General features: G+C 38.5%; 25 protein-coding genes and 2 pseudogenes. 16 read left to right on the top strand and 11 right to left on the bottom strand.

Annotated features, from left to right (window positions below):
- Positions 1–151 precede the first annotated feature (151 nt).
- Positions 152–1790, top strand: a pseudogene (locus PYW30_RS10670) (hypothetical protein).
- Positions 1791–1854: 64 nt separating this feature from the next.
- Here PYW30_RS10670 and PYW30_RS08415 read toward each other — a convergent pair.
- From PYW30_RS08415 to PYW30_RS08405, 3 genes and pseudogenes are all read right to left on the bottom strand, one after another.
- Complete coding sequence (locus tag PYW30_RS08415; RefSeq protein ID WP_003133392.1) at positions 1855–2049, bottom strand: hypothetical protein; 195 nt, start codon at positions 2047–2049, stop codon at positions 1855–1857.
- Between the two features lie 23 nt (positions 2050–2072).
- On the bottom strand, positions 2073–2846 hold the full coding sequence (locus PYW30_RS08410) for an XRE family transcriptional regulator (RefSeq protein ID WP_003133394.1): 774 nt from the start codon (positions 2844–2846) through the stop codon (positions 2073–2075).
- A 112-nt stretch (positions 2847–2958) separates the two neighbouring features.
- Positions 2959–3141: pseudogene (locus PYW30_RS08405) on the bottom strand (helix-turn-helix domain-containing protein).
- Between the two features lie 170 nt (positions 3142–3311).
- Between PYW30_RS08405 and rsgA the strand changes: the two are divergent.
- The 15 genes from rsgA to PYW30_RS08330 all read left to right on the top strand — a co-directional run bounded on the left by rsgA (position 3312) and on the right by PYW30_RS08330 (position 16647).
- Positions 3312–4193 (top strand): ribosome small subunit-dependent GTPase A, encoded by an 882-nt coding sequence (gene rsgA / locus PYW30_RS08400; RefSeq protein ID WP_042219591.1) that lies wholly within the window; start codon positions 3312–3314, stop codon positions 4191–4193.
- On the top strand, positions 4165–4371 hold the full coding sequence (locus tag PYW30_RS08395) for a hypothetical protein (protein ID WP_003133397.1): 207 nt from the start codon (positions 4165–4167) through the stop codon (positions 4369–4371). Before rsgA ends, PYW30_RS08395 begins: the two co-directional genes overlap by 29 nt.
- 8 nt (positions 4372–4379) lie before the next feature.
- Entirely contained in the window at positions 4380–5039 is a 660-nt protein-coding gene (gene rpe / locus PYW30_RS08390) for a ribulose-phosphate 3-epimerase (protein WP_003133398.1), read from the top strand.
- Complete coding sequence (locus tag PYW30_RS08385; RefSeq protein ID WP_023889897.1) at positions 5036–6322, top strand: DNA recombination protein RmuC; 1287 nt, start codon at positions 5036–5038, stop codon at positions 6320–6322. The genes rpe and PYW30_RS08385 overlap by 4 nt, the downstream gene beginning before the upstream one ends.
- A gap of 1 nt (position 6323) precedes the next feature.
- Positions 6324–7268 carry a 3'-5' exoribonuclease YhaM family protein gene (locus PYW30_RS08380; RefSeq protein WP_003133400.1) on the top strand — a complete coding sequence of 315 codons (945 nt, stop codon included), beginning with the start codon at positions 6324–6326 and terminating at the stop codon, positions 7266–7268.
- Positions 7269–7283: 15 nt separating this feature from the next.
- Positions 7284–8153: an aldose 1-epimerase family protein gene (locus PYW30_RS08375; protein WP_042219589.1), complete on the top strand. Its 870-nt coding sequence runs from the start codon at positions 7284–7286 to the stop codon at positions 8151–8153.
- A 90-nt stretch (positions 8154–8243) separates the two neighbouring features.
- Positions 8244–9371 (top strand): cation:proton antiporter, encoded by a 1128-nt coding sequence (locus tag PYW30_RS08370; RefSeq protein WP_042219587.1) that lies wholly within the window; start codon positions 8244–8246, stop codon positions 9369–9371.
- Positions 9372–9445: 74 nt separating this feature from the next.
- A complete protein-coding gene (upp, locus tag PYW30_RS08365; protein WP_003133406.1) occupies positions 9446–10075 on the top strand; it encodes a uracil phosphoribosyltransferase in 630 nt (209 codons plus the stop codon).
- Between the two features lie 150 nt (positions 10076–10225).
- Complete coding sequence (locus PYW30_RS08360; protein ID WP_042219585.1) at positions 10226–10834, top strand: nitroreductase family protein; 609 nt, start codon at positions 10226–10228, stop codon at positions 10832–10834.
- A 204-nt stretch (positions 10835–11038) separates the two neighbouring features.
- Positions 11039–11356 carry an ATP cone domain-containing protein gene (locus PYW30_RS08355; RefSeq protein WP_003133409.1) on the top strand — a complete coding sequence of 106 codons (318 nt, stop codon included), beginning with the start codon at positions 11039–11041 and terminating at the stop codon, positions 11354–11356.
- Positions 11357–11712: 356 nt separating this feature from the next.
- On the top strand, positions 11713–12018 hold the full coding sequence (locus PYW30_RS08350) for a hypothetical protein (RefSeq protein ID WP_023889896.1): 306 nt from the start codon (positions 11713–11715) through the stop codon (positions 12016–12018).
- Positions 12019–12068: 50 nt separating this feature from the next.
- Positions 12069–12152, top strand: coding sequence for an LPXTG cell wall anchor domain-containing protein (locus PYW30_RS10715; protein WP_231844129.1), 84 nt, complete (start codon positions 12069–12071; stop codon positions 12150–12152).
- 190 nt (positions 12153–12342) lie between these two features.
- A complete protein-coding gene (gene hemH, locus PYW30_RS08340) occupies positions 12343–13290 on the top strand; it encodes a ferrochelatase (RefSeq protein ID WP_042219582.1) in 948 nt (315 codons plus the stop codon).
- Positions 13291–13653: 363 nt separating this feature from the next.
- Entirely contained in the window at positions 13654–15594 is a 1941-nt protein-coding gene (gene thrS / locus PYW30_RS08335) for a threonine--tRNA ligase (protein WP_023889894.1), read from the top strand.
- Positions 15595–15750: 156 nt separating this feature from the next.
- Positions 15751–16647 (top strand): class II fructose-bisphosphate aldolase, encoded by an 897-nt coding sequence (locus PYW30_RS08330; RefSeq protein ID WP_003133412.1) that lies wholly within the window; start codon positions 15751–15753, stop codon positions 16645–16647.
- Positions 16648–16904: 257 nt separating this feature from the next.
- Here the strand turns inward: PYW30_RS08330 and PYW30_RS08325 are convergent, their stop codons facing one another.
- The 8 genes from PYW30_RS08325 to PYW30_RS08290 all read right to left on the bottom strand — a co-directional run bounded on the left by PYW30_RS08325 (position 16905) and on the right by PYW30_RS08290 (position 22228).
- Positions 16905–18254, bottom strand: a complete 1350-nt coding sequence (locus tag PYW30_RS08325) for a tyrosine-type recombinase/integrase (protein WP_042219580.1) — start codon at positions 18252–18254, stop codon at positions 16905–16907.
- Positions 18254–18502 (bottom strand): hypothetical protein, encoded by a 249-nt coding sequence (locus PYW30_RS08320; RefSeq protein ID WP_042219578.1) that lies wholly within the window; start codon positions 18500–18502, stop codon positions 18254–18256. The genes PYW30_RS08325 and PYW30_RS08320 overlap by 1 nt, the downstream gene beginning before the upstream one ends.
- A gap of 54 nt (positions 18503–18556) precedes the next feature.
- A complete protein-coding gene (locus PYW30_RS08315) occupies positions 18557–19471 on the bottom strand; it encodes a rolling circle replication-associated protein (protein ID WP_042219576.1) in 915 nt (304 codons plus the stop codon).
- Between the two features lie 176 nt (positions 19472–19647).
- Positions 19648–20412, bottom strand: coding sequence for an AAA family ATPase (locus tag PYW30_RS08310; protein WP_042219575.1), 765 nt, complete (start codon positions 20410–20412; stop codon positions 19648–19650).
- The gene (locus PYW30_RS08305) at positions 20405–20932 is read right to left on the bottom strand and encodes a hypothetical protein (RefSeq protein WP_042219573.1); all 528 of its coding nucleotides are present in this window, start codon (positions 20930–20932) and stop codon (positions 20405–20407) included. Before PYW30_RS08305 ends, PYW30_RS08310 begins: the two co-directional genes overlap by 8 nt.
- Positions 20932–21297: a hypothetical protein gene (locus tag PYW30_RS08300; RefSeq protein WP_232254537.1), complete on the bottom strand. Its 366-nt coding sequence runs from the start codon at positions 21295–21297 to the stop codon at positions 20932–20934. Before PYW30_RS08300 ends, PYW30_RS08305 begins: the two co-directional genes overlap by 1 nt.
- Positions 21298–21432: 135 nt before the next feature.
- Positions 21433–21828: a hypothetical protein gene (locus tag PYW30_RS08295; protein ID WP_042219569.1), complete on the bottom strand. Its 396-nt coding sequence runs from the start codon at positions 21826–21828 to the stop codon at positions 21433–21435.
- A gap of 94 nt (positions 21829–21922) precedes the next feature.
- Positions 21923–22228: a helix-turn-helix domain-containing protein gene (locus tag PYW30_RS08290; RefSeq protein WP_232254556.1), complete on the bottom strand. Its 306-nt coding sequence runs from the start codon at positions 22226–22228 to the stop codon at positions 21923–21925.
- Positions 22229–22417 lie beyond the last annotated feature (189 nt).

Below are 22417 nucleotides of genomic sequence, written 5' to 3'. Positions count from 1 at the left end.
CACGCGGTAGATAATAACCGCCTCTTTTTGCTTGCCCCCAAACGCTCTGGACCACTGGAGCGTTTTTTCCGTCCTCTGACCCTTCGTGCGGAGGGTCAGGTAAAGATAAAAAAATCATAAAGAATCATAAAGAAAGGGAAAAGGTATTATTATGACACCAGAAAAGAAACGAAAACTACGGAACATTGCACTCCTCTCCTTGCTTGGCTTAATTGGCGGGACCATGGCCTTCCAAGCCTTTAACCAACAAGCCATCAATGACCGAGAAAACACTGTACAGGTCAATGTCGGTGGCCGTGTCCACGACTACTACAATAGAGACACCGAAAACAAGGATGTCTTTGTGAAAAACTATGGCGAACGTCCCATCATGGCCCGTATCCGCCTGTCCGAGTTCTTGGAGTACCAAAGAGGACGAGTCCTTTACACCGCTCGTTGCTGGCAGTGAACGCAACAACTTAGCGACTTGGATCACTTGGATCCCAAGCGCAAACAATATCAATCAGCGTGCCGATACCGGGAACTCTAGCGCCTTTAACCGCTACGCTCAGCTGACCTTTGGCTGGAGCCGTGAAGGCGAAACAGCCCCGTGGTACATGCCAACCTTCAACCATGACAACTTAGATCTAAGGACTGCAGCTGCCGGTCATGCCCGGGACTATATCGCAGGCGCAGGGGCGACCGATGGGACAACCGATGGTACCACCCACCCTGGGGATGGTACGGATGCCTACTGGTCAAGTGGGGATACCTTTGATAACAGTGCAGGGATATGGCCGGGGGCTACCCTTGAAAATGAAGCCGCACAAAACCTGCGCCAGCAACGTGCCCCAATGACCATTGAACAGTGATCTAATCTCCTCCCTTACCAACAAATTGGGGACTTCTGGGTGGTGGACCACACCACAGGCTGGGCCTATTGGGCCTCGCTCTTGGAGCCCGGAAAGGCCAGCTCTTACCTTCTGGATGCCGCAGAACTGACCGAGGTCATCGAAGATACAGTCTTTAACGGCAGCTATTATTATGGTATCCATGTGGACAGCCAACTGATCAGCCCGGATAACAGTGAGGAGTTTCTCCCGGGTGGCGACAGCCGTTTAGAAGCTTTCCTTACAGGAATTAAGAACAACTCGATGAATGATGAGGGAACGACAAACCCACGTTATGAGGTTGACTCTCCACCGTCAGATTTTAACTTTGACACTATGCTTCCTGGCCGTGTCTTCACCATGGCAGGGGAAGAGTACCTCTATCTTGAAGACATGGGCAATGGTAATCATATGATTATTCGTCATGATCCTATTCGCCACACAGCCTACCATTTCCAGCCACAAGTTTTATCAGATTTCTATGCAGGACTCACACCAGCTGTTCAGGCTATGGTACAGCCTGTATCTCTACCAGAACCTGTTCCGGGTATTTCAGATACCGGAGCTGCGCCTTGGACAACTTTTGGTGAAGTATCACAGTGGTTACCTGCAGAGTGGGCAACTAGTCGATTTGACGCTGTCAGAGCAGATAGAACAGCTGTGAATAATTCTGGTACACCACAAGCTTTCGCGCTTTCACTGGCAGATGTTGTCCATCTGTCTACCGAAACAGGGCCATTCCCGAATCCTAGACAGCGTGTGGGTGCACGTTATGGTTCGTGGTGGACGCGTACCCCTGCTCAACCTAATAGAGCTTGGGTACTGCGTCTGAGAAACAGTAATCTGGAAGCTTATCCTTTGGGGAGTACATACTCGACTGGAGGAGTCCGCCCCGCCCTCATCATCAACCAATCAAACTAAAGCAAAAAAACGCTCACTCACGGTGAACGTTTTTTTCATCTACAGGTATAGCCCCATCTTTCTTTCATGAAACTTTTTGACCTGTTTTTAACTTGATTACGGTTGGCAGAGTAATGAATTTTTGTGCTTTGACTTGTTTTGCCTTTTTAGACTTGCGTAAATCTCTCTCCTCCGGACTAAACCAGAGGGCGATTTCATAGAGCGCAGCAAAACCTAAGCCTATTCCTCCAAACATTAAAACAATTTCTATAAATTCCATGGTGACCTTCTTTTATAATATTCTTAGTTCTCGATTAATTCGGGGTTTATTTCTTCGATACAATCAACGACAGGGCCGACGATTCTTGAAGTTTCTTCATCTAAGTAAAAATCCTTATATTGCGGATCGGTATTGAGTGAGTGACAGCGGAAACTTTCTCCGTCTCGGAAAACTTGTTTACAATACAGCTGTTCTTCCCCAGGTCCGCCCTCTGAAATAACATAAATATCGCCGTCTCTATCAAAGCCTGTCGTAACAAAGGTGACAATAGAGAAGTTAGGATACTCTGGTTGCATGGAGTCCCCTTTGATACGCGCAGCCCCATCATAACGGCCAGGACGTACGTCTGTAAAGATGGTGTACGTTTCCTGAGTATCATTCAAAGCTTGACCAAAACCAGCGGATAATTGTTCATCTGCTACCTCAATCGTATAGAGTTCCTCACGACGGTAAGTGCGTAAAGGAATGATATTATCAGGGGTAGGGAGAGTTTGTGGCGTTTGACTGGCAAGAAACTGTGAAAAATTCATGACATTTTTTTGTTGTTCAGCATCTAACTGTTTGTAAATATTGAGAAGCTCAATAAAAGGAGAATGCCCTTGATTTTCATTGAGGATAAGATCAATGGGGGTATTGTAAATATCGGCAAGTTTAGTCATCATTTCTAAAGCAGGATTGCTGGTTTTCTTTTCCCAAAGCGCATAAGTCCCTTGAGTGATGTCAAGCATCTCAGCAATTTCTTTTTGAGTAAACTGATGTTCTTTACGTAGCTTTTTTAAAGTTTGTCCTAGATTCATGCTTCCATCCTCGTTTATTGAATTTATCAATATTATAAGCTAAAATAGAAGAGAAGTCAAGCTGAAAAATTGAATGCGTCAATAAAAGGAAGCGGGCTTGCTTCCTTGCATTTTATTTATCTTCTCGATATTCAAGGAGAGCTTTAGGTGGACAATCGCGTGCTTTGCAAAGTGCTTCAAGTGTAGAGAAGCGTATTGCTTTAGCCTTACCATTTTTTTAAATAGAAAGGTTAGCCCCTGTGATACCCACGCGTTCTGAACGTTCAATCACGGACATTTCACGTCCTAAAAGCATGCGATCTGTGTGTACTTTATGAAAATATCGTTGTGCGATAGGGGTTGAGCATGATTTTGTGTGTATAAATGTTCTCATGTAAAGAACAATTGATTTTTATATGAAAGATAGTCGTAAGAGTTTCAAGGAGCAGAGAATAATAATTATATGAAATGTGTTAAAATATCAGTATGGTAAAAAAAGGACGTATTATTAAATCTTTAGCAGGGTTTTACAATGTAGAATCTGAAGGACAAGTTTATCAAACGCGGGCACGTGGTAACTTTCGTAAGAAAGGAATGAAGCCAATCGTTGGTGATTTTGTGGACTTTTCAGCTGAAGAAAATTCAGAAGGTTATATCCTAGATATACACAAACGCAGAAACAGCTTGATTCGCCCTTCCATTGCGAATATCGATCAGGCTGTCATCATCATGTCAACGGTTAATCCTGATTTTTCCTTGAATCTGTTGGATCGTTTCCTTGTATTTCTGGAACATAAAGATATTCAGCCCCTCATCTACATTTCGAAACTCGATTTGCTTGAGGATAGAAGTGAATATGACCAGTTCAAGAAAAATTATGAAGCGATTGGTTATCAGGTTTTCTTTGACTGGAAAGAGCTGACTCAAGTATTAGCAGATAAAGTCACGGTCTTTATGGGGCAAACGGGTGCTGGAAAAACAACCTTGTTGAATCTGATTGCGCCAGGTATGAACTTGGCTACGGGAGAGACTTCCGACAAACTAGGACGCGGACGTCACACCACGCGCCACGTGGAATTCTTTGAAGTTGCATCGGGCTTAATTGCAGATACTCCAGGATTTTCAAATCTAGACTATGATGTCTCTAACCAACCTGATTTAAATGCGGCCTTTCCAGAAATTTTACGAGAAAGTCATGGGTGTAAGTTTAGAGAATGTACCCATACACATGAACCTTCTTGTGCTGTCAAGGAGGCACTTGAAGAAGGCAGGATTTTATCGAGTCGCTATGAGAACTACCTACAACTATTAACCGAAATAAATAACACGAGGGAAACTTATGCCAAGCAAAGAAAAAAACAAAATTAAAGGGAACATTTGGATGAAGCAAGCCGGCTTTTTAGGTTTAGTGATTCTTTGGGGCCTGATCATTCTGTTTAAAAATAGTTTGGGAGACTGGAAGTGGCCACTCTTTGGCCTGCTTGTTGTCTTGACTATTTGGGGCTTATACCAAATCAATAAAGCTTTCTTTGGCTTGAAAAAATAGGAGGAAACATGAAAGAATTTACAAATAAAATCGCACCGTCTATTCTCGCTGCGGACTTTGGTGCTTTTACAGCAGAAGTCGCAAAGATTGATGCTGCCGGTGCTGATTATGTACACATTGATGTTATGGATGGTCACTTTGTGGACAACTTAACTTTTGGCTCTGGTGTCGTTGCTGCACTTCGCCCACATACAGATATGGTTTTGGATGTGCACATGATGGTCGAAAATCCTGAAAAATACGTAACAGAGTTTGCAAAAGCCGGTACGGATATCATGAGTATTCATGTTGAAGCGACAGCACATATCCATGGTGCATTGCAAAAGATTAAAGCTGCTGGAATGAAAGCAAGCGTGGTTATCAATCCTGGAACACCCGTTTCAATGATTGAACCTGTTCTCAATATGGTGGACATGGTCTTGGTGATGACGGTCAATCCTGGTTTTGGAGGTCAAGCCTTCATTCCTGAAACAATGGATAAAATTCGTGAACTTGTGAAATTACGTGAAGCTAAACAGCTTGAATTTGATATTGAAGTTGACGGTGGTATTGATGATAAAACGGTTGACCAAGCACGCGAAGCAGGAGCTAATGTATTTGTAGCTGGATCTTTTGTCTTTAAGGGAGATGTGGCTGCGAACATTCAAAAGTTAAGAGATAGATTATGAACATCGTCATTATTATTCTTTTGATTTTAGCTATTCTGATCGGGATTGCTAATTTTTTCAAAAAGCCCGCATCTAACACCAAACTGAATGCGCGGGTCGAAAACCTGTCTTCAAACTTGACAGAGTTACGTATAGAAATGTCGCAACAGTTGGGTCAAAACCGCCAAGAAATTTCTGGAACAGTTTCAAGCTTATCGCATAATATGAATGCAAACTTAGGAAATCTGACAGAAAATATCAATGCTAAATTTGATTATCAGTTTAAGGATTTACAAAGTTCCAACGAGCAAAAACTAGATAAAATTGCGCTCAACTTAGCAGAAATGTCAGCATCTATTACGGATAAATTTGACCGTAAGTTTCAGGAGTTGCAAGAAGCGAATGATAAAAAGCTCAGTCAAATCCAGAACACGGTGGATGAAAAGCTTCAGGAAACATTGAACAAAAGAATTTCCCAAAGCTTTGAGCAGGTTACAAACCTTCTGACTTCAGTCGATAAAGGATTAGGCGAGATGCGTAACCTTGCGAGTGATGTGGACAGTCTACAAAAAGTAATGACAGGGGTGAAAACGCGAGGCATCATTGGTGAGGTACAACTTGGCCGTATTTTAGAGCAAATTTTTACTTCAAGTCAGTATCAGGAGCAAGTCAACATTCAAGAGCGAAATGCAGTCGACTTTGCGGTTACCATGCCCGGTAAAGTAGCAGGCAGTGATGTTTTATTGCCGATTGACTCAAAATTTCCCTTGGAAGACTACCAACGTTTGCAAACCGCGCTTGAAACAAACGATATGTTGGCTATTGAAGCATCACGAAAAGCCTTATTTGCAGCAGTTAAAGCTCAGGCAAAATCAATTTCTGAGAAATATATTCTCCCGCCAAAGACCACGGACTTTGCAATCATGTTTTTACCTATTGAGGGGCTTTTCATGGAAGTGGTGAATAATACAGAGCTTTATGAACAACTCAGCCGTGATTATAAAGTAAATGTTACGGGTCCAACGACCATGACAGCAGTTTTGAATAGCTTGCAAATGGGCTTTAAAACGCTACAAATAGAGCAAAAATCAAGTGAAGTTTATGAAATGCTTGGAGCGGTTAAGACCGAATTTGGTAAGTTTGAAACCTCGCTTAAGAAAGTTCACGAACGTTTGCAACAGTCCGAAAAAGAAATCAATACGCTGATTACGACAAGAACGAATGTCATGAATCGTAAATTGCGCACGATTGATGCCGTTGACAAAGACACGAGTGCTGCGCTTTTAGAAATAGAAGGGGACTAAGATGGTTCTGATAAAAAACATAGCTATGGGAGAATTTTTTGAAGGATTCTACCTGATAAAATCAGTTGAGCTTCGTCGAACACGCGCAGGTAAAGACTTCCTTGCGATTGTTTTTCAAGATCGTACGGGAACAATCTCAGGCAATATTTGGGATGCCAATCCTAAAGCTGTCAAGCAGTTTGTTGCAGGTCGCGTTGTTCATATGAAAGCTTTAAAGGAACTCTACAATGGTATGCCACAGGTCAATCGCATTAGCCTGCGTTTGCCAGAAGGTAACGAACCAGCTAATCCTGCAGATTATCGTGAAAAATCACCGGTAAATGAGACGGATCTCCGTAAATATGTTGAAAGTATTGTTTTCCGTATTGAAAATGCAACGTGGAACCGTATCGTTCGTCATATCTTGAAAAAATTTGACCGTGAATTTTATCAGTTTCCTGCTGCGAAAACCAATCATCATGCTTTTGAAGGTGGATTGGCTTATCACACCACAACGATGCTCCAACTGGCCGAAAAAGTATGCGAAGTTTATCCACAGCTCAATGAATCTTTGATGTTTGCCGGTATTCTTTTGCATGACATGGCCAAATGTTTAGAGTTTACGGGTTATGAAAATACAAGTTATACCTTACGTGGAAATCTCTTAGGCCATATCGTTCTTATCGACGAAGAAGTCAGTAAAGCAGCCATCGAACTTGACATTAGTGATGAGAAAGAGGACTTGCTTTTACTGCGCCACGTCTTGCTGAGTCATCACGGGCAGTTAGAATACGGTAGCCCGGTCCGCCCTAAAATCATGGAAGCAGAAATCATCCATCAGATTGATATGATGGATGCGAGCATGATGATGATGATGACCGCTCTGAATAATGTTGAGCCAGGGCAATCAAGTCAACGCGTCTTTGCCTTAGAAAATCGTAACTTTTATAAACCATTGGATAACTAAAGAGAAGAAGAAAAGATGAAACACACACTTAAAAACAATACATTAACGGTTGCAGTTGATACTTTTGGTGCAGAACTACACTCTGTTCAAAAAGAGGGTATCGAATATCTTTGGCAAGCAGATCCTGCATTTTGGGGACGGCATGCTCCTGTTCTCTTCCCGATTGTTGGGAAGTTAAAAGACGGACACTACAGCTACTCAGGTAAAAACTATGAGATGTCAGGCCATGGCTTTGCACGTGATACAGAATTCACACTTGTACAGGAAACAGAAGATGAGTTGGTCTATGAAATTACTGCAAATGCGGATACACTTGCCCAATATCCCTTTGAATTTAGCTTCAAGGTAAGTTACAAATTAACCGGAAATCAAGTGCGCGTACGTTATCAAGTAGAAAATAAAGATGAAAAGACAATGATTTTTGGTGTTGGTGCGCATCCCGCTTTTAACGTTCCTCTAGAAAAAGGCAGCTTTGAAGATTACACCTTGACGATTGCTCCAGCAGAAAAACGTACTTTTATTCCTTTGGATTTGCCAACGGGTACGCTTAAAAGAGAAGACCAATCCGAAGTTGAGGTAAGTGATATAGCACTCAACCATGAACGCTTTGCTAAAGATGCTCTCGTTTATACATCATCAGATGAAATGTCAGTGGCCTTAACAAACCGTTTGGATAGCCGAAGTGTGAAAGTCACATGGGAAAATATGCCCTTCTTTGGCCTTTGGAGTCCCTACCCAGCTGAAGCGCCTTTTGTTTGTATCGAACCTTGGGTTGGTATTGCTGATGAAGTGAATACAACAGGTGAACTTACCGAAAAATTTGGCATGAATCAACTTGCACCACATGAAATGTTTAGCTGTGAATATGTCATTGAAATAAACTAAGTCAAAAAGATAGACAGTAAGTCTATCTTTTTCTAAATTTTAAAGAAAGACCGCGAGAAAAAGAAGCTGTAAATTGCTATAATAGAAAGTATGAATGATATTTTCCAACTTACACTGATTTTAGTTGCTTCTTTGGTCGCAACGCTGATCGCAAGAAGAATAAGAATTCCCGCAGTAGTCGGTCAAATACTGATTGGTATTGTCTTGGCACCAGCTGCTTTGGGATGGTTGCAAGGAGGACACACCATTGAGGTCCTCTCCGAAATTGGGGTGATTCTGCTCATGTTCCTGGCAGGGCTAGAGAGTGACCTTGGGGTATTAAAGAAAAACTTTAAACCTGCATTACTGGTTGCCCTAGCGGGTGTCCTTGTACCTTTACTGGTTTTCTGGGGCGTGACGACGATGATGGGCTACGCCTTCTCAACAGCTATCTTTTATGGTATCGTCTTTGCAGCAACCTCTGTCTCGATTACAGTTGAAGTCTTGCAAGAGTACGGTAAACTTTCTACAAAGGCAGGCTCCATTATCTTGGGTGCGGCTGTTGTAGACGATATTCTGGCTGTTTTAGCTTTATCTATCTTCACATCTACACAGAGTTCTTCCGGCAACTTGCCCAAGCAGTTTTTCATGGAATTCCTTTTCCTTCTTTTCCTTGTCTTGGTACACAAGTCCATTCCGAAAGTTTGGCGTTTTGTGGAGAAACTTCCGGTATATGCGAAGAACACAACAGCGGCACTTATTCTCTGCTTGGTTTTAAGCCTGCTCGCTGATGCAGCGGGTATGTCGGCTGTGATTGGCTCTTTCTTTGCGGGATTAGCCTTGAGTCAAACCGACGTTTCTCATAAGATTGAGGAATACAGTTCTGCTATTGCTTATGTCGTCTTCATCCCCGTTTTCTTTGTTTCCATTGCGATTTCCGTAACTTTCGAGAGCATCTTTGAACATCCAATCTTGATTCTCTTCTTTACTTTATTGGCCGTATTGACGAAGTTTATTCCGGCTTATTTCATTGGTAAATCGACGGGACTTACAAGCTCAGACAGTGCTTTGGTCGGCACAGGAATGGTCTCTCGTGGCGAAATGGCCTTAATCATCGCGCAAATTGGTCTTGCTTCGCAAGTGATTAATAGCGATATTTATTCCGAGCTCGTCATCGTGATTATCCTCAGCACTTTGATTGCACCGTTCCTGATCAATCTCTCTTTGAAAAAAGACTAAAATAACAATAATAACAGACTTATGACAAGAAAAATGATAAAATAGTCAAAGTATATAAAATGAAGGGGTTTCTTATGTCAAACTGTCAAGTAGTAAAACATCCACTTATCCAACACAAACTTTCAATCTTGCGTCGTGCAGACGTTTCAACAAAAGAGTTCCGTGAACTCGTTGATGAGATTGGTATGCTTATGGCTTACGAAGTATCTCGTGACTTGCCTGTACAAGATGTCGAAATTGATACTCCTGTTGCGCACATGACAGCGCAAGAACTTGCAGGTAAGAAATTAGCCGTTGTGCCAATTCTTCGTGCAGGGATCGGAATGGTAGATGGGATTTTGAAACTTATCCCAGCAGCGCGTGTGGGCCACATCGGTATGTATCGTGATGAAGAAACGTTCAAGCCAGTTGAATACTTGGTTAAACTTCCAACTGACATTGCTGAGCGCCAAATCTTTTTGGTTGACCCAATGTTAGCCACAGGTGGTTCAGCAATTCTTGCAATTGATAGCCTTAAAAAACGTAATGCGAACAACATCAAGTTCGTGTGTCTTGTTGCAGCACCAGAAGGTGTAAAAGCAGTCCAAGAAGCACATCCAGATATCGATATCTATGTGGCTGCACTTGATGATCACCTTAACGAACATGGCTACATCGTCCCAGGACTTGGTGATGCTGGCGACCGTTTGTTCGGAACAAAATAATAATAACTTAAAACGTTGGAGAGTGAAAAGCTTTCTAGCGTTTTTTTTATAAAAAAATAAAAATTCTGAGCTAAATAGTTTACAAACGTAAATTCATGTGTTAAGATTACATTTGTAAACATAAATAAGAAAATAAAAGGAGACATTATTATGTCATTTATCAACTCACTCAAAAACCGTCGTTCAATCTACGCACTTGGCAAAAATGTTAAAGATGCAGACCAAGCTATCGAAACAATTAAAGAAGCAGTAAAACACAGCCCATCAGCTTTCAACAGCCAAACAACACGTGTGCTTATCGTTACAGGTGAAGCTCAAGAAAAACTTTGGGGCCAAATCGTGGCTGATGAATTGAAAGCAACAATGAAAGCACAAGGCGTTCCTGAGTCAGCTTGGGAAAGTACAAAAGCAAAACTTGATGGCTTCAAAGCTGCTTATGGTACAGCTCTCTTCTTTGAAGATCAAGATGTTGTTAAAGGCTTGCAAGAACAATTTGCCCTTTATGCAGACAACTTCCCAGTATGGAGCGAACAAGCTTCAGGTATTACTTCAGTCAACGCATGGACTGCTCTTGCTGAACTTGGTATTGGTGCAAACTTGCAACACTACAATCCAGTTATTGACGAAGCAGTTGCTAAAGAATGGAACATTCCAGCAAACTGGAAATTACGTGGCCAACTTGTATTCGGCTCTATCGAAGATGAAGCAGGAGAAAAAACTTACATGGCAGATGATGACCGTTTCATTATCGTAAAATAAGTTAATAAAAGCCTTAGGGCTTTTTTTTGTAGGAAAAATGATAATTTGCTATAATAAAAGAAAGTAATACTACTCGAAAAGACTAGCGTTGCTACTGTTTGAGGCAATAAAATATTTTGAAATAATCAAGATATGAGCCAAAATATGATTTCGAAAAATTCCTTAGCATTAAGGACGCCAGATACAGCATATAAAGGAGAAGATATGGAAGCAAAATTGCTCAATAAAGTAGTGATAAAACGTAATGGTCGCGTTGTCGACTGGGATTCATTTCGTATACAAACAGCAGTTTTTAAAGCTGCAATCAATGGAAAATACAAAGACAAACCTTTGCATGCCAATATGATTGCCAATAATGTTGCTAAGGTTGTTGAGAAAGTCATCGCTGAAATTCCCTTTGATAAGATTGAGATTGACACCATTCAAAACCAAGTGGTCAACCAACTCAATGACTTTGACAAAGAAGTAGCAAAAGATTTCCTTGAATATAAAGTTAAACAAGAAATTAATCGTAAGCACTAAATAGCTGGACGATACTCTATTGAAAGTAAAAAGCAGATTCTATTGGAATCTGCTTTTTTTTGTGTTCTTTAATTAAAAATAAGGAATGTAATATAGTTTCTTTGTAATTGTAATGTTTGGTATAATTTGTAATATAAGAAACAAAGCGGTTACATTTAAAAAGTATTATGAGATCTTCAAAAGGTCAGGAGAAGAATATATGACAGAAAGAAAAGTAATCAAAGTGAAGAGGCAAGCCATACGCCGTGCGCGCCTCAAAAAAGTAGGGACTGTCGCTGCAATGCTGCCACTTGTGATGTCCAAGGGAGCACCAGTAGCAACGCTAAAAATGGATAAATGTAGAAACAGGACAACCGATGAATGCCATTGGAGATTACTACCTAACGTTACGCATTGTGGATCAGATGTCACGTTTGGCAAATGGTCAACCCCATGTAGCTGAAGATGAGCTGGTATTTGTTGATGCACAAGGCAAAGAAGTGGGAAGAGGAGATGTTCGTGTAGAGTTGCGTGATGAGCAAGGCAATATTAACCGTAACTATGAGTATGTCTTTGATGAAGAGGTTGAAATGATAGGACGTATTCTGAAGGCTCAAGAATTGCCCGTTACGCGGACACAAGCAGTACGTGTAAGGAGGAAACTCCTACAGAAGATCCGGTAACAAGGGAGGAGGAACAAGAAGAAGGAACCCAATTACCTCGTACAGGAGAAATGATTGGCTCAGGACTTGGTATTGCTGGTTTAATCGCTCTTGCCAGCGCAGCCATTTTACGAAAAAAGAAGAGAAAAGAGTAAGAGTTATTCCGAAAAACAGGACTTGAAAACGAGAATGTTTATGAATTTTCTCGTTTTTTTTGCACATTTTGCCTTAAGTCATAGATTTTCTCGAACTATTAATGAATAACTTTTGAAATTCAGGTAAAATAGAAAATAGGACTATTGGATTGTCCGTTGAATTTTAGAAAATACAGGAGACATATATCGCATGAAAAAAAGAGGCATCCTCTTGGTTAATCTTGGGACACCCGAGAATACATCGCCCCAAGCTCTAAGAAAATACCTGAAGAAATTTTTATCTGACCGACGCGTGATTAAAACCCATCCTTTGCTCTGGCAACCGCTTCTCAACGGGGTTATTCTTAATACGCGCCCGAAAAAATCCGCCAAGCTCTACGAAAAAATTGTCAGAGATGGTGAATTTCCGCTACTGACTTACACAGCAGCACAGGAAAAAAATCTGCAGGAACTTTGGCCTGAGGTTGAAGTAGCTATGGGGATGTCCTACAGTGATCCTAGCATTGAAAGCAGCTTGGAAACTCTCTTGAGTAAAGGTGTGGAGGACTTAACTGTTCTTCCTATGTATCCACAATATTCTGGGACGACAGTGGGGTCGGTTTTTGACAGTGTCATGAACTTCTTTTTGAAAAAAGATCATATTGTCGATTTAAAGTTTATACGCTCATTTTATAAAGAACCTCTCTATATCAGCTATTTTGCGCAGAAGATAAAAGAAACCCTGGTAAAGGAAGAAGACATTGAAGCTGTTGTCTTTTCTTACCACGGTATTCCGCTTTCTTACGTCACAGATGGTGACACTTATCCAGAGGAATGCACGGAAACAACACGCTTAATTATGGAAGAACTTGGCGATTTCCCACATTATCAAACTTACCAGTCGAAATTTGGGCCCGCTGAATGGTTAACTCCCGCAACAGACGATACCTTGAAGAAACTACCCGAGCAAGGGATCAAAAAAATTCTTATCGTTGCGCCTGGCTTTGTGGTAGATTGTTTAGAAACAATTGAAGAGCTTGAAGAAGAAAATAAAGAATACTTCCTTGAAAATGGTGGTGAAAAGTATGTTTATGTCTCACCTTTCAATGAAGATATGGCTTTTGCTGAGCTTGTCAAAGAGATTGCAGAGAAAAAATAAACATTATTTTCTAAAAAATCAAAAAACTTACTCCAAAGGGCTTGACAAAAGATAAAGAAAATCCTAAAATGGTCATTAGAGACAAGTCTTTAACCAATTCTTTCCAAGAGAGCGAGTGTGTGGTGTGAACTCGTATTGTGATTGCTAAAGATACCACTCTGATAATTCTTTCTGAGAACAGAAAGCGCGGCTGACACGTTACGTCAAAGATGAGATATTTTTGAGGCTTTTTGTGCCGAAAAAATTAAGAAGGTGGTAACACGCAGATCGCGTCCTTTAAGAGGAAGCTGATCTGCGTTTTTTTATTTCCTCAGTGCTCATCCCCAACCCTAAAATATGTTAACAAAAAAATTGGAGGCTTATATGATTAAAATCACTTTCCCAGATGGTGCTGTCAAAGAATTTGAGGCAGGCATCTCAACACTTGAAATCGCAAAATCAATCTCACCTGGTTTGGCAAAAAAAGCCTTGGCTGGTAAAGTCAACGGCAAGCTTATTGACGTGACCCGCCCAATCAAAGAAGATGCAACTTTTGAAATTGTAACACCTGAACATGAAGATGCTTTTGGCTTACTTCGTCATTCCGCAGCTCACTTATTTGCTCAAGCAGCACGTCGTCATTTTCCAAATATTCACCTTGGTGTAGGTCCAGCTATTGAAAATGGCTTCTACTACGATACTGATAATGAAGAAGGACAAATTTCAAACGACGATTTGGAAAAAATCGAAGCAGAAATGCGTCGTATCTCCAAAGAAAATTTCCCTTCAATTCGTAAAGAAGTTACAAAAGAAGAAGCGAAAGAAATCTTTGCTGGTGATCCTTATAAGCTTGAGCTTATCGAAGAACACAATGAAGATGAAGGTGGTTTAACAATCTATAGCCAAGGCGAATATACTGACCTTTGCCGTGGCCCACACGTACCGTCAACTGGTTTCATTAAATTCTTCAAATTGCTTAACGTGGCAGGAGCTTACTGGCGTGGAAATAGTGATAACGCGATGATGCAACGTGTTTACGGTACTGCTTGGTTTAATAAAGAAGACCTAGAAGAAAACTTGAGAATGCGTGAAGAAGCGAAAGAACGTGATCACCGTAAACTCGGTCGTGAATTAGACCTCTTCTTCAATGAAGCTTCTTTGGGAGCAGGTACAGCTTATTGGCTTCCAGATGGTGCAACTATTCGCCGTACAATCCAACGTTTCGTAGAAGACCGTGAAATCGCTGCAGGTTACTTGCACGTTAACACACCAAACTTGATGAACTTGGATATTTATAAACAATCAGGTCACTGGCAACATTATCATGAAGACATGTTCCCACCAATGGATATGGGTGATGGTGAACAAATGGAGCTTCGTCCAATGAACTGCCCATCGCACATTGCAATCTATAAACATCATGTACACAGCTACCGCGAATTGCCTATCCGTATCGCTGAGTTTGGTACAATGCACCGTTATGAAAAATCAGGCGCACTTTCAGGACTTCAACGTGTACGTGTGATGCAACTGAACGATGGTCATACTTTTGTTACACCTGATCAAATCCAAGAAGAATTTGGTAAAATTCTTGAATTAATTATGGAAATGTATCGTGATTTTGGTATCGACGATTATAGCTTCCGTCTGTCATATCGTGATCCAGAAGATACAGAAAAATATTTCCCAGACGATGCAATGTGGGAAAAATCACAACGTATGCTTAAAGCGACAATGGATGACATGAATCTTGACTACGTTGAAGCTGAAGGTGAAGCAGCCTTCTACGGACCAAAATTAGACATTCAAGTGAAGACAGCTTTGGGTAATGAAGAAACACTTTCAACTATCCAATTGGACTTCCTTAACCCTGAAAACTTTGACATCACATATGTTGGTGCAGATGGTGAAAAACACCGTCCAGTCATGATTCACCGTGGTGTAATTTCAACTTTGGAACGCTTTACAGCTTACTTGATTGAACTTTATAAAGGTGCGTTCCCAACTTGGTTGGCACCTACTCAAGCCATCATCATTCCTGTAAACAATGAAATTCATGCCGATTACGCATGGGAAATCAAAAAACGTCTCCAAGAAAAAGGATTGCGTATCGTCGTTGATGAATCAAATGAAAAAATGGGTTATAAGATTCGTCAAGCTCAAACACGTAAAGTTCCTTATCAAATCGTTGTGGGTGACCAAGAAATGGCAGATGGTACTGTAAATATCCGTCGTTATGGCTCTACAGATACTGAAGTTATCAGCTTGGATCAATTTATCGAAAATATTCAAGAAGATGTAGCAAACTACAGTCGTACTAAATAATAAAAAGAGAGGAAACTCTCTTTTTATTTATTATTAGAGCAGGTTGTATTTTCTAAAAAATCCAGAATACAAGCGCATTCACGACTTATAACTAGAAAAATAGTTCACAAAATGCTATACTAAGACAGTAATAGAAAATATTCGGAGGAATTTGAAATGGCAATCGTTTCAGCAGAAAAATTCGTACAAGCCGCTCGTGACAATGGTTACGCTATCGGTGGTTTCAACACAAACAACCTTGAATGGACTCAAGCTATCTTGCGTGCAGCAGAAGCTAAACAAACTCCAGTACTTATCCAAACTTCAATGGGTGCTGCTAAATACATGGGTGGTTACAAAATGTGTAAACTCCTCATTGAAACTCTTGTAGAATCAATGGGAATCACTGTACCAGTAGCTATTCACCTTGACCACGGTCACTTTGATGATGCTTTGGAATGTATCGAAGTTGGTTACTCTTCATTGATGTTTGACGGTTCACACCTTCCAATCGAAGAAAACCTTAAACTTGCTGAAGAAGTTATCACAAAAGCTCACGCTAAAGGTATCTCAGTTGAGTGTGAAGTTGGTTCTATCGGTGGTGAAGAAGACGGTATCGTCGGTGAAGGCGAACTTGCTCCTATCGAAGATGCAGTAGCAATGGCTAAACTTGGTGTTGACTTCCTTGCAGCTGGTATCGGTAACATCCACGGTCCTTACCCAGAAAACTGGAAAGGTCTCCACATCGATCACTTGACTAAATTGAACGAAGCACTTGTTGCTGCTATGGGCAAAAATGTTCCTATCGTATTGCACGGTGGTTCAGGTATCCCTGACGATCAAATCCGCGAAGCAATCGCTAACGGTGTAGCTAAAATCAACGTAAACACAGAATGCCAACTTGCATTTGCAAAAGCAACTCGTGAATTCGTCGTTGAATTTAACGCTAACGAAGCTGAATACATGAAGAAAAAACTCTTCGACCCACGTAAATTCTTGAAACCTGGTTTCGATGCAATCACTGCATCAGTTGAAGAACGTATCGACGTTTTCGGTTCAGCAAACAAAGCTTAATCAACTTTTAAAACATGATTAAATCAACGTTTGTCACTTGTGGCAGGCGTTTTTTAGTACAATATTTTAGGCTTAGCCACACTTCTGCCACAAGTGCTAAAAAAGCTTAGAATTAGCAGTTTTGGACTAGTAAGATTGTAGATATTGCTATACAAGCATTTGAAGCTTCTTTATGCTTCTGTGATATTTTCCAAAATTCTTTGCCACATTTTGCCATAAAAATAGGACGTATCGTATTTGATAAGTCCTATATATTGTTAATCAATTAGCGAATCTATTGATTCTGTTATTGTATCGCTCATTTTCTTTGTGATATGTGTATATATTTCTTCTGTGATTTTACTTCCTGATTTGTGACCTATATAACGTTGAACAGCAATCAAGGGAACTCCTTGCTCTGCCATATGGCTGACAAATGTATGGCGGAAAATATGAGTACTTATATGCTTGTTAAAGCTAAGTCGATTATCAATGTTTATGCCAACTTTTTTAACATGCCCCGTTTTAGTAATTTTCCCTGTTTCAGACGAATTAAGAAAATTATTGATTACTGAGTAATGAAGAGGAGTACCATTATAATCACTTTTATTGGAACTCTTAGAAGTAAATATCCAACCTTTATCTTTATAGTCAGGATTGCCTATAATATGATGTTGGTTAATTTCTAGTTCTTCTTGAAGAAGAAGCAGAGCTTTAGCTGATAGCTTAATTGTACGATAACTTTGCTTATTTTTAACGTCGCCTTCGTAATCTTCTTTAGAAGCCCCTCCATGTGTTGCACGTGTTCGTTTGATCGTTGCTAACTGGCTACCAAAGGAAATTTCAGACCTTTTTAACCCAAGAGCCTCTCCGATTCGCATTCCAGTTAAAACTTGAAATTCCAAAATTCTAGCATATTGTTGATTATGCTCTCTGACAATACTTAGCACCTCATGTAGCTCCTCTTTTTCCAAATAATGGTTTTTAATATTGTTATTTTCAAGTTGTTTGATCTGTTCACTCAATCCTTTTTCTTCAACAGAAATATAAGGCATTGGGTTTTGCTCAGGTAAAATATAATTCTTTTTTATCGCAAAGGTATAAATTGAATTTAAGTCAGATTTGATAGCTTGTGCAACTCGCTTGTGATTTCCTAAGGGATACAAATCATCAAGTAAGCTTTGAATCAACTCGAAACGGATATTTTTTAGAATACTGTTCCTTGGGATAAAACGAGTGATATGGTTATTAAATCGTCCGACTTCTCCTGCAAGAGTTTTGGGAGCTACTTTTTTCTTGATAACTCTATCATTGTGCCAATCAGACCAAATTTTTTCAATAGTTAAATTGTCTTTTGATATGAGTTGAACTTTTGAAATGTCTTGATAAAGCGTATTGGCAAGGTTTTGCATGTCACGCTTAACAATACTTTGAAGCTGTGAGGAAATTTTCAGGTTTCCTTTATCATCATAATTTTCATTTACGGTGTACCATTCTGAGAGAAATTCTCTTCTTTTATTGGTTAAAGGATTTTTGAAAGAAGAACGAAATTTGACTTCTTTGCTTCCTTTTTTCAAATTATTTTTAATAGATTTTATTGTGATATTACTAATTTTAATATTATCCATCAAGCACTCCTTTTATAACGGTGTTCTTGACGATAACGCAAGAAGAGAAGAAAACCTTCAAAATTTATCATCACAATTTTTTGAGTGGGATTAATAATAAATTTTTGAAACTCAAAAGTGTTTCTCATTTCTGTAAGTAGAGCATTGAGAGTTTTAATTTTTAAGCCTTCAAATCTTTTACAGATGGCTTGTTTATTACCCCATTCTGCTTCGCAGTTTTCAACTGGAACATAGTTTATTTTAATCATCTTGAATACCTCATTCTATGGTAAAATGGAGGTAAGCACTTCGGCGACCAAACTTTAGTGCTTACCAATTATAGGAGAATCTTTCTTTTTAGAAAGGTTCTTTTTTCGTCGTCGATTGAATTGTTCATAGATGATAGTATTTTGAAAATCATCTATCTCAATCGGTATTTTTTTTCGATAATGTGGTTCAACTCCAATAATAGCTCTAGCTTCTGAATAGGTCATTTTAATTCGAGTTGGTTTTTTTATTCCTTTACTTTTACGATATAAGCGTATTCCCTTTGGATAAAGCCAGAGTCTAGCACCTTTAATGTATTTCTTCTGAGCTTTATTGTTTAAATCGTTGGAATTTTCAGAACTTTCTTCAATATTGGTCAAGTAGGCACTAAGATATGCTCCAATATTGTCAACATCATTGAGCCTTTCGATTCTACACCACCCTAACCCCCATACGTTTTCAAAATCTTCATGAGGGATATATAGATTTTTTCTTATATAAGATTTTAGAAGAAGATGAAAATGATAGCCATGCCAATTTTTTATATCTCCATCTTTAATTTCATGTGGTTCAAGGATAGCTATATATTCTAAATCTTTTCCATACTTATATCTCAATCGTTTAATAAATTTGTTAAAGCAAAGGTAAACAGTACTGGTGTTTCTTGCTAATGAGGAATCAGCAAAAGTAAGTGTAATCCATAATTCATTAGGTTGTCCTGAAAAATTTGCATTGATCAGATAACGCAAACTTTTCATAGTTTGATTTAATGAATTTTTATTTTCGCTCCGATTTTCTGATTTATCAAATTCTTTGATTTCACCAGTATCTAAAACGACATATCTGTCTGCGTCTAATTTTTGAATGTTATTCGTGAAATTTGATTTTTCCATGTATTGAATTTCAAAAATATCATTCATTATGGTTAAAGTGACATAAGAATTATTATTTATTGAAAAATCATCATTCATTTATTCTCCTAGATTTTTCAAATTCTCTTATTGTTTAATTAAAAACAAGCCAATAGTCAAAATAATCGTTTGCGATTATTTTGAGGACTCTCCAAGAAGTAAGCCACCGCTCCGCTCAAATGCTTTTAGGCATTTGTGCCTGACTACTTAGAGAGTGCTAATTGTTTAGATAGATTTTATTCATTATTTTTGTGTACTAATTTTTCAAGAAGTTCCTTAAAATTTATTTTAGAAAAATCCATGTATGGTGCTTCAAAATAGGTTAATCCTGTTTTTGGAGTGACTACATAACCTTTACCAACTCCTCCATGATAACCAGTTGTCAAATCTTTCTTATATCCACCAAGCGTAACATGGTACAATTCTTCAGAAATATTTGCTCCCATAAGCAAACGAGTTTGGCACTGTTCAGTTATTGATTTTGGCAAATCTGTTGCTAAAATTCTTTGAGCAGCAATGATGATAATAAAACCTGCCATTCTTCCTTTTAATGCTAATTGTTTAAGTAAACGTACCATTTCAGCATTTTCCTGTTTTGAACCTGAATCTAGTGCAGAAAGTACTTCATCAAATATCAGAACATGAGCAGGTAAGGAAAAATCAGAGAAATTTGTATTAAGTCCTGTATTTTCTGAGTTGAAAATCTCAGAATAGCTTTTTTCCATCTCTTTTACTAAATATGAGAGCATATTGATGATTTCGCTTGGAGTTGTTGCTGTTTGGATTCCTACACTTCTAAATGTTGCTCCAAATGAAGTTTGTTTTCCATCAATAAGGTATAGCTTGTGCTTGCGTTTTAAAACCATGGCACCCAGAAATGAGAGTAACATAGTTTTCCCTGCACCACTTGGGGAAATTAAAAGTATATGGCAGGATTCGGATATTAAAGACCAAAACACATTATTATACAAAGGAATGTCATTATAATCAGGTTCAATCATTTAAAAGCTCTATCCCATCTTTTCTTTCAGGAGTCTTTCCCAAAATATAAATAGCGGGAATGTTTGCGTGTTGTTCATGATATTCAATTAATGGTAATTTAAGCCATTGAGAGAACTTTTTCCCTAACACTTCTTCATCAGAAGTTGTACCATTAAAAAATATTTCTATTCTAACACTGTCATCAAATATCTTAAAAAATACATCTGCACCATCCTCTATATAAGAATTAGAAAAAGATAGGAGCTTATATCTCATCTGAACATTAGCAAGAGTACTGTTTTTCGAAAAATATAGAAAATCTAGTGTAGTGAATAAAACTAATAGAAATGTTGATAAGAAAGCTACGAATAATATTTTTGATTGGTATTTTAAGAATGTTACTTGTAGAAATGGGATAATATTGTGTGGAATGATATAAATGACCAGTCCCCATGATACTATTGTAGTCACAAGTAAAGTTAGAATAATCTTTTTTAGAAAGTTAACTAAAGTTTCGTTAGGTTCACGTAATTTTTTCACTATTCTTGCTCCTCATCAATAATACATTTGCTTGCTTTGAAAGAAAGTTGAATCCAACCGTCTTTTACCCAAGGAGTAATAGTTAAATTTTCAAATTCTACGAGGGTATTCTCAGGAATTTCTTCGTCAGGGGAAAACAATGGGCGTTTTTCCTCAGTTTTAACAATGATTTTTTCGAATTTACGATCTAAACAGACAACTTCATAGTTGTATCCCAAGATATTGTCAGTTTTATCAAAAGAACCATCTTCTTTTTTTATCACTTCCCTTCGTTCAATGACATCAAGAAGAACAAGAGTTGTTCCAAGGGTTAGGGGGGGGAAAATTACCGGTTTGAGAGTCATAAAAAAATGACCTCCTTTCATGTTTAAAAAATATTATATACCAGAATTAAACGAGTGTATAAATCGAAGTACAATTATATTTAATCACAATTCGTTATAGACGTCAAGTTAGAAGTACAATTATTTTCGTATAAAAAAATATGATATACAAAAATATCACACTTTTTTGATTAAATTATTTTGATTTAGTGCCGCTCTTACTATAATTCTAATAACATAGGAAGTGGTGACATATTTTGTTTTAGTGAAGTGAGGAAATATAGTTTTTAATTCATTAATATCAGAAATTACATCCTCATCAAGTGTTAAACTTGTCCTTATGCTTGATTTTTCAGCTTTATTATTTATACCTAGAAACTTATTACCATAAATAATAGACTCCCAATCATACTTATTGAGTGGAGCTTTATGTTTAATTTCCATTAGTGCTATACCAATTGTAGCACCATTTGTGATTTTGAGTCCATCCATAAAATTATTTTCATTATAGAAATCTTTTAGTTCAGCAATTCCATTCAATGCTTCACTAGATAATCTGATACCAATCTTCATAGTTAATAACACCAACTTTTCACAGATATATATATTAAATATAGTTTAGCAAAAAATAAAAGAAAAAGCCATTAGAAAAGGAGTACAATTATTGTTATTCTTTACTAATTAGCATATTATATTTTTCAACAATAGAAATAATTTCTAAGAAAGGACGAACTTGTTCAGAAGTTAAGCCTCCCGTTTTAACAGTAACATCATCTCCTATCCCAAGTAAATAGTCAGAAGAAACATCTAATATTTCACAAAGTTGGATCAGAACAGAGAGACTAGGATACTTCGCATTCTGTTCATAAGCCGAGATTGTAGATACAGACATATTGAGCCTTCTTGCTAGTTCCGTTTGTGTAAATCCGCTGGATTTTCTTATGGCTTTTAATTTATCACCAAAATATTCCATTCCCATAGTGTTCCTCTATTCTAAAAGTATTATTTACAGTATAGTTGTTTTGCTTTTTCTTTAAGTGTTATGTTTTTACTTTTAGTGGAAAAAATATCAAAAAAATAGTACAATTAGTGTTGGTTATGTTCATAAATTTACTTTAAGTGTGAGTGTGGATAGAGAATAAATTGTTTATACTAATAAGCT

The organism is Lactococcus garvieae subsp. garvieae (genome assembly GCF_029024465.1).
GTDB lineage: Bacteria > Bacillota > Bacilli > Lactobacillales > Streptococcaceae > Lactococcus > Lactococcus garvieae.
This window is presented reverse-complemented; position numbering and strand designations above follow the sequence as displayed.